Below are 12,398 nucleotides of genomic sequence, written 5' to 3'. Positions count from 1 at the left end.
ACGAATCGAATCGCAACAGAATTCAAGGGAAATATCATGGAAGACAATACCAAGCCACTGGCCCACGGTTTCGACGTGAAAGCCATCCGCCAGGCAGCGGCCAATATGGATGACGGCGCCGTCACCGACGGTTATGCCGCCGACCGCGAAGCCGTCATCAAGATGCTGAACGATGCGCTCGCTACCGAACTGGTGTGCGTGCTGCGCTACAAGCGCCACTACTACACCGTCAGCGGCGTGGGCAACGGCCCGATCAAGGCCGAATTCCTCGAACACGCGCAGCAGGAACAGGAACACGCCGACTCGCTGGCCGAACGCATCGTCCAGCTGAACGGTTCGCCGAATTTCAATCCGGCCACCCTGACCGCGCGCAGCCACGCCGAGTACGATGATTCGGACGATGTGCAAGCCATGATCCGTTCCAACCTGATCGCCGAAAGGGTGGCGATCGAGTCGTACCGGCAAATGATTGCCGCCATTGGCGACAAGGACCCGACCACCAAGCATCTGTTGATCAGCATCATGGCGGTCGAAGAAGAGCACGCAGACGACATGCGCGACCTGCTGGCTCGCTAAAAGCAAGAACGGATCCATTTTTCAGACTTTTTTCAACCCACCACTGGAGTTCATCATGTTAGATACCAATACCCGCAGCAACGGTTCCGCCAACCTGAACGGCAATGTGAACGCAGTCCAGACCGATGTCAAAACCCTGGTCAAGGATGCCCAGACCCTGCTCTCCGCGGCGGCCGCGCTGACCGGCGAAAAAGCCGAAGACATGCGCGCACGCGGCATGGAAATGCTGGACGTGGCCTTGAACAAGGCATCGCAAGTGCAAGGTCAAGCGATCGTCAAAGGTAAGGAACTGGCGCAGACCGCCGATGTCTATGTTAAGGACAACCCATGGCGCACGATCGCTGCAGCAGCCAGCGTCGGCTTGCTGGTCGGCGTGATCCTGGGCCGTAAATAATCCAAGCCGGGAGAAGCCATGGACAAAACAACTGCTGCAGTGCATGGCCCCGGCCTGATGGGCGGCCTGACAGGGCTGGCAAAAAATATCTTCGGACTGCTGGTGTCGCGCGTGGAACTGGCGGCGCTCGAATTGTCCGAAGTGCGCAATCATGTGCTCGAACTGCTGGTGGTGTTTTCGCTGGCAGTGCTGTGCGCCATGTTTGCGCTGGCCTACGGCACCGCGACGATCGTCGCGCTCGCCTGGGAAAGCATGGGCTGGAAAATTCTCTTGCTGATGTTTGCCGTGTTCATCGCCGTGACGATAGGCCTCGTGGTCAAGGCCAAGGCCATGCTCAAAGAGGGCAAGCTGGCTTTCCCCGAAACCATGAACGAACTCAAGAACGATCGCGACATGCTGCTGTAAGCGGCCATTCAGACGGGAGGATTACGATGGATAACATTATCGGGCTGGAAAAAACCCCGGGCAAGGGTGGAGCCAAGGCCGAATCGCTGTCCGAGCGCAAGGCGCGCCTGCTGCGCCAGGGCGATTTTTACCGGGTCGGCATTGCCCATGCACGGGCTCAGATCAAGCACGATTCGCGTCCCGACGTGCTGTTTCACTCGGCCCTGGACCATGCGACCTGGGCGGTCCGTTCGCGGATCGACAGCGTGCTGCATCCGACCGGCATCAGCGTTGCCTCGATCATGCCGTACGCGGCCACCATCATCGGCTTCATCACGCGGCGCCGGCTGGTCAAGCCGGCCATCGGCGTGGCGGCGCTGGCCGCTGGCGTGGTCTGGTACCTGCAGCGGCGCCGCACGGGCGAGGCATGAATCGCGTGATGCAGACCCTGTGATCCGGCGTTTGTGAACTGCTGGGCGACCATGCCGGGCAAGCGAACCCGGCCTTGTAACAAGAACGGAAAAATATGGTGGGGCTTGAGCGGCGTCGTAATCTTCGGATTCGACGCCGTCTTTTTTTTCGCTGCCGTATTTGCTCTATACTCGATTGATCCATTCATTGCGGCGATTCCATGACAGACATTAACAACCTCAATCCCCAGAACCTGCGCATCGTGCTCGTTCTGCAAGGCGGCGGCGCCCTGGGCGCCTACCAGGCCGGCGTGTACCAGGCGCTGCACGAACACAATCTGGTGCCGGACTGGATCGTCGGCACCTCGATCGGGGCCATCAATGCCGCCCTGATTGCCGGCAACGAGCAATCGGTGCGGCTGGAAAAGGTCAGGGCGTTCTGGGACCGGGTCTCGCATCCGGACACCTTCGACATGACCCGCATCGACGACCGCCAGCGGCGCTCGAATATCTGGCTCAACACCTTCGACACGGTGATGCGCGGGGTGCCGGGCTTTTTCTCGCCGCGCCTGTTCAGCGGCTTTGCGTACGGGATGACGGTGGCGCCGGAAGAAGCGTCGTTCTACGACACCTTGCCGCTGCGCGACACCTTGCGCGAACTGGTCGACTTCGATTACCTCAACGCCGACGGCGGCATGCGCCTGACCGTGAACGCGGTCAACGTGCGCACCGGCGAACTGGCCCACTTCGACAGCGAGAGCGGGCAGCTGTGCGCCGACCATGTGCGCGCCAGCGGCAGCCTGCCGCCAGCCTTTGCGCCGGTGCGCATCGATGGCGAACTGTACTGGGACGGCGGCCTGTATTCGAACACCCCGCTCGAATCGGTGCTGCGCGAACTGCCCGGCGGCGACACCATCTGCTTCATGGTCGATTTGTGGAGCGCGGAAGGGGAAGTGCCGGTGACGATGGATGAAGTGAGTACGCGCCAGAAGGATGTGACGTACGCATCGCGCTCGAAACGCCATATCGAAGAGTACAGCGCGACCCATGCGCTGCAGCACAAGTTGCGCCAGCTGTACTCGCGCCTGCCGGAAGCCGAGCGCAGCGACGACGACCGGCGCGAACTCGAAGCGCTCGGCTGCGACGCCACCTTGCACATCGTGCGGATTCCCTATGCGGGCCGCGACTGGCATATGGCGTCGAAGGATGTCAATTTTTCCAAGGGATCGATCGAGTGGCGCTGGGAGCAGGGCTACCGCGACGCCTTACGCGCGCTCAAGCATGCGGGCTGGCTGGTGACGGTGGCCGAAGAAACGGCCGTGGTGGTGCACGAATTGCCGCCGGAGCAGGACGACTGGGTCGCTGCGGCGGCGTAAGGGGGGCTGGCAGTACCGGCTCAGCCGCCGGCGGCGGCCTGGGCGCGCGCGCCGGCCATGTCTTTCTGGTAGTTCGCCTGCGCTTCCTTGTTGCAAGCGCCGCGCTCGGCCGCGGGCAGGGCGCGGCAAGCGCCTTTCGCTTCCTGCAGGGCCGCGCCCATTTCCTTGCGCAGGGTGCGCAGGCGTGCCTCGGCCGTGACGTCTTCGCGCGACCAGCGCGCCGGGTCGCCGCGGGCGATTTCGGCCGCTTGCTGGCGCGCGGTGGCGGCCGGCACGTTACTGTCGGTCGAGGTCTGGGCACTCTGGGCCTGCGCCAGGGCCATGCCCATCAGGCCGGCCGTGACGATGGCCGTGCGCAAGGTGCGGGCCAGCTGACTGGTGGTGTGTGGCGATGCGCTTGGCATCGCGGTCGTGACAGGCTTGCTCATGGCAGCTCCTTTTCCGATGGTGCGAGGGTGGGGCAAAAAAAACCGGCGCACGCGGCGCCGGTGGTCGACTGCTTACAGGCGCCCGGTGATGAGCAGCACAATGAGCACCACCACGATCAGGCCGGTGATACCGGTTGGGCCGTATCCCCAACTGCGGCTGTGGTTCCAGGTAGGAAGAACGCCGATCAGCGCAAGAATGAGAATAACGAGAAGAATGGTACCCATGGTGGGCTCCTTAAAAGTGGGCGAGCTGGCGGGCAGTTCGTGTTTTATTGTTGGTAAGTGGGTAGTACGAGAAATTTAGTAACGGTAGACTCTGCCGTCGACCAGACGCACGCGGTTGCCCACGCGCAGGTCGTAGACGCTGTCCTGCACGATCGTGCGGGTTTCGCCATTTTCCAGGCGCACATTGATCTGGTACAGGTCCTGGCCGTTGCCGGCGTTGCGGTTCGCTTCGACCTTGTTGCCGACGACAGCGCCGCCAACCGCACCGGCGACGGTGGCCGCGGTACGGCCATTGCCGCTGCCGACCTGGTTGCCGACCAGCGCGCCGACGATGCCGCCGACAACCGCGCCGGTACCGCTGGTCTGGCCTTCGCTACGGGTGACCTGGATCGATTCGATGGTGCCGTATCCGGCCGAGGCCGAAATGGGATTGCTGTAGCTGCCATTGTTGGCCGGCTGGCTGGACGTGCTGGCGCAACCGCCGAGGACGGCGGAAACCGCGACAACGAGTGCTGCGATAGTCTGGGTCGATTTCATGTTGTTCTCCTGACAAAGTGTAGAGCCAGCATAATCAGCCAGGACCCCCGGGTCTGTGCGCTGCCGCACCCAGGCCGGGGCGGCTGGGTTTGCATCAAACCGTTGGGTTTTTGCCACTAATCATGCTGTGTTCGCCAGCGTACAGATGTGCAGTCACACTTCCCGTACAACGTAACTCAACTAGTTTGCCACCGGAGAAAAGCAAGATGAAGCGAGTGCTTATCCCAGCCCTGACCGGCGCAGTCCTGATGTCGGCTGCCCTGGCCGCCAGTGCGGCCACGCCGGAAGCGAAAGCGGCCTACAGCCAGGCCCGGGATGCGGCGGCGAGCGCCTACCAGGCGGCCCGTGCGCGTTGCGATGCCATCACCGGCAACCCGAAAGAAGTGTGCGTGGAAGAAGCCAGGGTGGCGCGCGTGCACACCGTGGAAGAAGCCACCGCCATGTACAAGGGCACGCTCAAGGCCTACACTCAGTCGCGCCTGGAGATTGCCGCGGCCACCTACGACCTCGACAGGGTCAAGTGCAAGGCATTGACGGGCAACGACAAGGATGTCTGCATCCAGCAGGCGAAAGCGACATTGGTCGCGTCCCAGGCCGACGCCAGGGCCGACAAGAAAGCGATCGAAGCGCGCACCGATGCGCGCGACGACAAACGAACGGCCGAGTACAAAGTCGCGCGCGAAAAGTGCGATGCTTTTGCCGGTGCGGCCAAGGACAGTTGTGTCTCGGCCGCAAAATCGCAGTATGGCAAGTAAGGGCAAGTAAGCCGTCCTGCAACAGCTCACATCGAGCATCTTTTTTGAATCACCCACCAAGGAGTCCACCATGAAAATCGCAAAACGTCTGTCGACCATGCTGTTTGCCGCCACCCTCGTTGCCACCATGGCCGGTTGTGCTTCGACTGCCACCAAGGAAGGGACCGGCGAGTTTATCGATGACACCGTGATCACCGCCAAGGTCAAAGCCTCGATCTTCAACGAGCCAACCTTGAAAGCGTCGGAAATCAACGTTGAAACCTTCAAGGGCGACGTGCAGCTGTCCGGTTTCGTTGCCGATCCGGCCGATGCGACCAAAGCTGCCGATGTGGCGCGCGGCGTGAAGGGTGTAGTATCGGTCAAGAACGACGTACGTGTGAAGTAAGCTGAGCCCTTCAGGCCGGCCCCTGGTGGCCGGCCTGCGGCGCCGGCATTATAATGTAAAGATTTTATGCAGCTTGCAGATCCGATTCCGGCACCCGCCAATGAAAACCCCGCTCCTTCCATAGAGAGCGCCGCCGTCACGGCAGCCGTCGCCACGTCCGGCGCCGAGCCACCCGACCCCCTCACATCGGGCGCCGCGCAAACCTTGCGCATCCCGATCCATGTCAATGCGCGCGGCCTGGCGCTGGGCATCATCGCGACGATTGCCTTTGTGTATGCGCTGCAGTGGTCGCAAAAATTCCTGGTCCCGCTCCTGCTCGGGATTTTCATTGCCTATACCCTCAACCCCGTGGTCCTGTGGCTGGAACGGCGCCTGCGCATCAAGCGCGCCATTGGCGCGACCATTGTCACGATCGCGATCCTGGCCTTGATGGCCGGCGTGCTGAACCGGGTGCAGGGCGAGTTTTTCAATATCATCGATGAATTGCCGACGATCACACAGAAAGTCACCCGCCTGCTGACCAATGCCAGTGGCGGGCAGCCGAGCACCATCCAGCAGATGCAGGCGGCCGCCTCCCAGATCGAACAGGCCACCTCCAGCGTGGGCGGGCAGCGGCCATCGACGCGCAAGGCCATGCCGGCCGCGGCCGCCGCCGGTGGCACGTTCAAGATCATGGACTGGGTGCTGGCCGGCTCGATGGGCTTCATCGGCTTCGTGACCCAGGCCACGATGGTGGTATTCCTGGTATTTTTCCTGCTGCTGGCGGGAGATACCTTCAAGCGCAAGCTGGTCAAGCTGACCGGGCCGTCCTTGAGCCGCAAGAAGGTGACCGTGCACATCCTCGACGATATCAACAGCTCGATCCAGAACTATATGTTCATGCTGCTCGTCACCAATACCTTGCTCGCGCTGATGATGTGGGTCGCCCTGCGCGCGCTCGGGCTGGAAAATGCCGGTGCCTGGGCCATTTTCGCCGGGCTGATGCACATCATGCCGTATTTCGGTCCGCTGCTGATCACCGCGCTGACCGGACTGGTCGCCTTCATGCAGTTCGAATCCTTGCAGATGGTGCTGCTGGTCAGCGGTGCCTCGCTCGCCATCGCCACCCTGGTCGGCACCGTGATCGCCACCTGGATGACGGGCAAGATCGCCAAGATGAACCCGGCCGCCGTGTTCGTCAGCCTGCTGTTCTGGGGCTGGCTGTGGGGCATGTGGGGTTTGCTGCTGGGCGTGCCGGTGGTGGTGATGATCAAGGTCGTGGCCGAACGGGTCGAAGGCATGGAAGTGCTGGCCGAGCTGCTGGGCGAGTAAGCCGTGGGCGGTGGCGGGGCAGGGCGCCTTTGCGCCCGCGCCGCCATATGTTAGGCTTGCAGATCGTCAATTCAGAAGCGCTCTTCATGCTCCAGTTAAAAAATTTCGCGGTGAAGCTTTCCGGCATCGCCGCCGCCATCCTGTGCGCCGCTCTGCTGCCCTGCGCCGCCCTGGCGCAATCGGTGGCCTTCAGCTTCGACGATGGACCGTCCCTGGACGAGACGCCGCGCATGTCGCCGCAGCAGCGCAACCAGGCCATGCTCGATGCGCTCGCCAGGCACAAGGTGACGGCGGCGCTGTTCGTCACGGCCGGCAATGGCGCCGACATGCCGGCCGGTTATGCGCTGGCACGCGCCTGGGGCGAAGCCGGCCATTCCATCGGCAATCATACGATGACCCATCCCGACCTCGACAGCGCCAAGCTCAGCCTGGCGCAGTACCAGCGCGAAGTGATGGACTGCGACAAGATCATCGCCACCTTGCCCGGCTACCAGAAATGGTTCCGCTACACCTATCTGCGCGAAGGCAACACGCCCGAGAAGCGCGACGGCATGCGTGCCTTTCTCGCCGCGCAGGGTTATCGCAATGCGTACGTGAGCCTGGATACGAGCGACTGGCGGCTCGACGAACACCTCAACGAATTGCTCGCCAAGAACAGCAAGGCCGACCTGGCGCCAATCAGAAAAGCCTACCTGGCACATGTGCGCCAGCGGGCCCTGGCTTACCGCGACTTGTCGCAGCGCTTGCAGGGACGCGACATCGCCCAGGTCATGCTGATGCATCACAACTTGCTCAATGCGCTGTTCCTCGATGACGTGATCGGCATGTTCAAGGAGATGGGCTGGACCATCGTCTCGCCGGCCAAGGCCTTCGAAGACCCGGTGTACCAATTTTCACCGCGCAGCCCCGCGCCAGGGCAGAGCTTGCTGCTATCGATGTCGCGCAGCCTGGGGCTGGAACCGCTTGACCACTGGCGCCGCCTGCAGGATGACGGCGACGCCGACATCGAGAGCCTGAAAGCACAAGGATACTAGGATTACATGTTCGCCAATTTACCTTACGAATTACAGATCGCGCTGCGCTATACCAGCGCGCAACGCCGCAGCGAACGCAATCCCATGCTGTCGGTGATTTCCCTCATTTCGGTGAGCGGCATTGCGCTCGGTGTCGCCGCGCTCATTGTGGTGCTGTCGGTGATGAACGGTTTCCAGAAGGAAGTGGCGGCGCGCATGCTGTCGATGATTCCGCACATCGAAGTCGTCGACGAGCGCGGCGGCCTGTCCGACTGGGAGCAGACCCTGGCGCAGGCGCGCACCAATCCGGCCGTGTCCGGCGGCGCGCCGTTTGTCAGCTTGCAGGGCATGTTGCTGTACGACGAAACGATGCGGCCGGTGGCGGTGCAAGGCATCCTGCCGGCGGCGGAAAAGACAGTGTCAGCCATCGCCAAGCGCATCAAGGGCGGCACGCTCGATGATTTGCAGCCGGGCCGCTTCAATATCGTGCTCGGCTACGAGCTGGCCAACAAGCTGGGCGTGAAGGTGGGCGATAAATTGTCGCTGCTGGTGGCGCCCCAGGGTGGCACGGCCACGTCCTGGACGCCGCGCCGGCAAGTATTCACGGTGGCGGGATTGTTCAATGTGGGGCACAACGATTACGACTCCGGGGTAGCGCTGGTGCATCTCGACGACGCGCGCGCGGTCGAGCACCTGGCGCTGCCGTCCGGACTGCGACTGAGCTTGCACGATCTGCACCAGGCGCCGCGGGTGGCCCAGGAATTAATGGCCAGCATGCCGGCGCACCTGATGTTCCGCGACTGGACGCGCCAGAACGAGGTGTGGTTCGCGGCCCTCCAGTCGCAAAAGCGCATGATGTTCCTGATCCTGGTGCTGATCATTGCGGTGGCGGCGTTCAATCTGGTGTCGACCCTGGTCATGAAGGTGAACGACAAGCAGGCCGACATTGCGATCCTGCGCACCCTGGGCGCGTCGCCGCGCTCGATCATGGCGGTGTTCATGATGCAGGGCGCGCTGGTGGGGGTGATCGGCACCGTGGCCGGGGTGGCTGCCGGGGTGCTGTTTGCGCTCAATATCGATGTGATCATGCCGGTGGTCGAGTCTCTGCTGGGCAGCAAGCTGCTGTCGAAAGAAATTTACTTCCTCAGTACGGTGCCATCGGACCCACAATGGCGCGATGTGGCTATGATCGGCGGGGTCTCGGTGGCGCTGGCGTTCGTGGCGACCTTGTACCCGAGTTATGGCGCGGCGCGGATCAATCCGGCCGAGTCCTTGCGCTACGAGTAGGATGGACATTGGTGACAGACCGGTGATACAGACGCGGCGTCAACAAGCGGCCGTGGTCGGGGACCTGGTTTGGCGGATGCGCTTCTTCGGTCAAATTCCTTTGGGCTAGAAAATGCCAGTGCAAATAATCGAGGTAATAGACCGATCCGAACAGGGAATCACTAAGCCATTTATTTGTCGCGGCGATGACGGGAAAATATACTTTGTCAAGGGGCGCGGTGCAGGCCGGAGAAGTTTGCTTTGCGAATGGATTGCGGGAAACCTGGGCTTGAGTCTCGGACTTCCCATTGCCCCATTCACGGTGGTAGATGTTCCGGGCGCCTTGATTTCACTAGCATCCCGCGAGGATTTGAACGAACTTGGCAGCGGCCCAGCGTTCGGATCACTGCGACTACAGGTTGTGGAACTTTCCGGCCCAATGACGTTTCCGGTGAAACTTGACATCGGCTATGCTGTGAGTTTTTGCCGTCCCGGAATGCGGTCAAGGGCGGCGCGCGTTGTGCGCGTGCCGGCGTAGCGCACCCTTGACGGCATGTAGGGCGCATACGCTGGGCCATGGTCGTCGACGCGGCAGGCCGTGGCGATGACCATGGATAACAGGCGTGCCGGCGTATCCGGCTGGAGAAGGCAGTTTGAGTATTAGCATGGAAACCTTGTTCACCACCGCGCTGGGCTTGCAAGCTCCGTGGGAGGTGACTGAATTCAAGCTCGACACTGGGGCGCGACGGATCGATTTCGAAGTACGCTATCAAAGCGAGGAGATGGCCTGCCCCGTTTGCGAGACACCAGCACAGAAGATCCACAGCCGCATGCGGCGCAGCTGGCGACATCTCGATTTCTTCCAATATGAAGCTTGGGTGCACGCCGAAGTACCGCGCGTGCGCTGCCGCTCCTGCGGCAAGACCTCGCGCATTGAGGTGCCGTGGTCGCGACCTGGAAGTCATTTCACCTTGCTTTTCGAGGCGCTGGCCATGTCCTTGTGCCAGACGATGACGGTGGCCGAGACCGCCCGGCTGCTGCGTGTGACGGCGCATCGCCTGTGGCGCAGCGTCGGCCATTACGTCGCGGTGGCGCGCGGCAAGGACGACATGAGCGACGTGAAGCTCATCGGCATCGACGAGACCAGCCTTCGGCGCGGTCACCAGTATGTGACTGTTGTTCACGATCTGGACGCCAAGCGCCTGCTGTTCGCCACCGAAGGCCGCGGCCACGAGACGGTAGCCGCTTTCAAGGCCGATCTGATTGCCCATGGCGGGCAGGTGCAGGGAATCGCGCATGTCTGTATGGATATGAGCCAGGCCTACGTCAAGGGCGTCACCGAGCAATTGCCGCAGGCTCAGATCAGCTTCGACCGTTTCCACGTCATTGCCATGGCCAACGATGCCATGGACAAGGTCCGCAAGCTGGAAATGGCGGAACAGCCGCGTGTCGTTCGCAGCGCCTTGGGCATCGAACGCAAGACCGTCCGCGCATTGATGTGGGGAATGCGTCGCGACGCGCGTAGCTGGACGGCACGCCAGCGCGACACGATGTATCTCTTGCAGCGCTCCCGACTCAAGACTGCAAGGGCGTGGCGGCTGAAGGAAGCATTGCGGGACGCCTATCGGCAGGCCGTTACCGCCAACAACGCGGAGGTGGCGCAGTCAGCGCTGGAGAGTTGGATGTCGTGGGCTCGCCGGAGTCGACTCGAGCCGTTCAAGAAGCTGGCGTTGACGCTGCGCGAGCGACTGCCGGGCGTCGTGCGCGGCATGCTCGATGGCCGCAGTAACGCCTATGTCGAAGCGATGAACGGCATGCTTCAGCAATCCAAGCGTGCAGCGCGCGGTTTCCGCAGCGCCGCCAATTTCATTGCCATCGCCTATCTGCGCATGTCCAAGCTGACTCATTTGCCTGTCAATCCCTTGCAGACAGCAGGAAAAAGGTCTGTTTCAATTAGGCGATACCGCGACGGTCGTCAAGTTTCACCGAAAACGTCATAGAGCCAACTTTCCTTCACGCATATTGATAAGGTGCCAATCAGTTCGCGGCGCGACGTTCTTGCATTCGATTGGTGGATTCGCAACGGCGATCGAACGTTGAGCGATGCCGGCGGCAATCCGAACCTTTTTTGGGACGTTAAAACTGATCAATTGGTGGTTCTTGACCACAATCAAGCATTCGACATCCATTTTTCGGCACAACATTTTGCTGCTCTTCACGTGTTTAAACGGGAGTGTCCATCATTGTTCGAGGACTGGGTCACCCAGGAACACTATGCCACTCGTTATCTCGATGCCATGGCAAATTGGGATGGAATCTGCAATACTATTCCTGATGAGTGGTGGTACCTCGATGACGAGCGAACTCTGCCAACGGACTTTGATCCAAACACGCTACGTCAGCAGCTACTCAACTGCCGCGGCGATTTGTTCTGGAATATGAAATCATGAGCATTCCTTGCCTTTACGCTATTGTGCGCTTTTGTCCCTTCCTGGAGACAGAAGAGTTTGCGAATGCTGGAATCATTATGATCGCTCCAGAACATGGGTTCTTTGCCTATAAGTTAATAACGCGTCGCCATGCGCGGGTCACAAATTTTTTCGAGCAACTGGACGGTTCTGTTTTCAAGACCGCCATGCAAAACCTCCGAGAGGAATTTGAACGCGCTGCCGCGATGTTGCGTACGCATGGTATTGACAAGAAATATAAACTCAACGATGTTGAATTATCGAAAAGCCTATTTGCGGAGATAGTCCGGCCACGCGAAGCCGTGATTAAATTCAGCAAAGTTCGGGGCGTGCTGGCCGACGATCCGGAGACGAAGTTGGCGGATCTTTACGGATATTATGTTGAAAGAGATTTCGTCACCAAGGAGTATCGTGAGGCAGTGCTGGAGCGAACGATGCGCAGGTGGATATTCGATGCCGGCATGGCAAATAAATTTGACAAAATGGAGGTCGGCAATGACGAATACCATGCGACCTTTCCGTTCGTCGAACAGGACGGCACGCGGATCGTGCAAGCAGTGAAGCCATTGAACTTGGCGCAGGACCAACCAAGCAAGATACTTGACCATGGCGGCCAATGGCTATTCCGGATTCATACCTTGCAACGCAAGCGCCTTTTGCCAAATAGAATTCTCTTCGCTGTCGAAGGTCCTGATGGACAAGGACCTCGACATAGGGCATACGATGATATCGTCGGAAATCTGCGCGATAGCGGAGCAACGGTGTACTCGTACCGCGAGAAGGAACAGATCATGAGGTTTGTTCAGGGCCATGCCCCTGTCGGAAACGCGTAGCGGATTGGGGCACCCCGGGTGACGGCAGCCGAGCCGG

Annotated in this window: 16 protein-coding genes and 1 pseudogene; 14 read left to right on the top strand and 3 right to left on the bottom strand. The window is 60.8% G+C overall.

Annotated features, from left to right (window positions below; translation table 11 throughout):
* Nucleotides 1-36 precede the first annotated feature (36 nt).
* The 5 genes from IV454_RS29615 (at nt 37) to IV454_RS29595 (ending at nt 3,140) form a co-directional block, all read left to right on the top strand.
* Nucleotides 37-576, top strand: a complete 540-nt coding sequence (locus IV454_RS29615; RefSeq protein WP_054263426.1) for a ferritin-like domain-containing protein — start codon at nt 37-39, stop codon at nt 574-576.
* A gap of 55 nt (nt 577-631) precedes the next feature.
* Nucleotides 632-970, top strand: coding sequence for an ElaB/YgaM/YqjD family protein (locus tag IV454_RS29610; RefSeq protein WP_206089210.1), 339 nt, complete (start codon nt 632-634; stop codon nt 968-970).
* Nucleotides 971-988: 18 nt separating this feature from the next.
* Complete coding sequence (locus IV454_RS29605) at nt 989-1,375, top strand: phage holin family protein (RefSeq protein WP_206089209.1); 387 nt, start codon at nt 989-991, stop codon at nt 1,373-1,375.
* Nucleotides 1,376-1,401: 26 nt separating this feature from the next.
* Entirely contained in the window at nt 1,402-1,785 is a 384-nt protein-coding gene (locus IV454_RS29600) for a hypothetical protein (protein ID WP_054263423.1), read from the top strand.
* 200 nt (nt 1,786-1,985) lie between these two features.
* Nucleotides 1,986-3,140 (top strand): patatin-like phospholipase family protein, encoded by a 1,155-nt coding sequence (locus IV454_RS29595; RefSeq protein ID WP_206089208.1) that lies wholly within the window; start codon nt 1,986-1,988, stop codon nt 3,138-3,140.
* A gap of 20 nt (nt 3,141-3,160) precedes the next feature.
* Here IV454_RS29595 and IV454_RS29590 read toward each other — a convergent pair whose 3' ends face one another.
* From IV454_RS29590 to IV454_RS29580, 3 genes are all read right to left on the bottom strand, one after another.
* Nucleotides 3,161-3,568 (bottom strand): hypothetical protein, encoded by a 408-nt coding sequence (locus IV454_RS29590; protein ID WP_229521914.1) that lies wholly within the window; start codon nt 3,566-3,568, stop codon nt 3,161-3,163.
* A 72-nt stretch (nt 3,569-3,640) separates the two neighbouring features.
* The gene (locus IV454_RS29585) at nt 3,641-3,793 is read right to left on the bottom strand and encodes a DUF3309 family protein (RefSeq protein WP_082692086.1); all 153 of its coding nucleotides are present in this window, start codon (nt 3,791-3,793) and stop codon (nt 3,641-3,643) included.
* Between the two features lie 75 nt (nt 3,794-3,868).
* Nucleotides 3,869-4,330, bottom strand: coding sequence for an outer membrane lipoprotein (locus IV454_RS29580; protein ID WP_206089207.1), 462 nt, complete (start codon nt 4,328-4,330; stop codon nt 3,869-3,871).
* A gap of 206 nt (nt 4,331-4,536) precedes the next feature.
* Here IV454_RS29580 and IV454_RS29575 point away from each other — a divergent pair, with 206 nt between their 5' ends.
* The 9 genes and pseudogenes from IV454_RS29575 to IV454_RS29540 all read left to right on the top strand — a co-directional run bounded on the left by IV454_RS29575 (nt 4,537) and on the right by IV454_RS29540 (nt 12,361).
* Complete coding sequence (locus tag IV454_RS29575) at nt 4,537-5,085, top strand: hypothetical protein (RefSeq protein WP_206089206.1); 549 nt, start codon at nt 4,537-4,539, stop codon at nt 5,083-5,085.
* A 70-nt stretch (nt 5,086-5,155) separates the two neighbouring features.
* Entirely contained in the window at nt 5,156-5,470 is a 315-nt protein-coding gene (locus IV454_RS29570) for a BON domain-containing protein (RefSeq protein WP_166880422.1), read from the top strand.
* A gap of 66 nt (nt 5,471-5,536) precedes the next feature.
* The gene (locus tag IV454_RS29565; RefSeq protein WP_206089205.1) at nt 5,537-6,781 is read left to right on the top strand and encodes an AI-2E family transporter; all 1,245 of its coding nucleotides are present in this window, start codon (nt 5,537-5,539) and stop codon (nt 6,779-6,781) included.
* Nucleotides 6,782-6,867: 86 nt separating this feature from the next.
* On the top strand, nt 6,868-7,815 hold the full coding sequence (locus IV454_RS29560; protein WP_206089204.1) for a polysaccharide deacetylase family protein: 948 nt from the start codon (nt 6,868-6,870) through the stop codon (nt 7,813-7,815).
* A gap of 6 nt (nt 7,816-7,821) precedes the next feature.
* Nucleotides 7,822-9,081 (top strand): lipoprotein-releasing ABC transporter permease subunit, encoded by a 1,260-nt coding sequence (locus tag IV454_RS29555; protein ID WP_206089203.1) that lies wholly within the window; start codon nt 7,822-7,824, stop codon nt 9,079-9,081.
* Nucleotides 9,082-9,193: 112 nt separating this feature from the next.
* Complete coding sequence (locus IV454_RS33645) at nt 9,194-9,598, top strand: HipA family kinase (RefSeq protein WP_370663763.1); 405 nt, start codon at nt 9,194-9,196, stop codon at nt 9,596-9,598.
* Between the two features lie 115 nt (nt 9,599-9,713).
* Nucleotides 9,714-11,060 (top strand): ISL3 family transposase, encoded by a 1,347-nt coding sequence (locus IV454_RS29550; RefSeq protein WP_229521913.1) that lies wholly within the window; start codon nt 9,714-9,716, stop codon nt 11,058-11,060.
* 15 nt (nt 11,061-11,075) lie between these two features.
* Nucleotides 11,076-11,510, top strand: a pseudogene (locus IV454_RS29545) (HipA family kinase); the annotation flags it as partial.
* Nucleotides 11,507-12,361, top strand: a complete 855-nt coding sequence (locus tag IV454_RS29540) for a DUF3037 domain-containing protein (protein WP_206089201.1) — start codon at nt 11,507-11,509, stop codon at nt 12,359-12,361. The pseudogene IV454_RS29545 and the gene IV454_RS29540, both read left to right, overlap by 4 nt.
* The last annotated feature ends 37 nt before the right edge of the window (nt 12,362-12,398 follow it).

Source organism: Massilia antarctica (assembly GCF_015689335.1).
GTDB lineage: Bacteria > Pseudomonadota > Gammaproteobacteria > Burkholderiales > Burkholderiaceae_D > Telluria_A > Telluria_A antarctica.
This window is presented reverse-complemented; position numbering and strand designations above follow the sequence as displayed.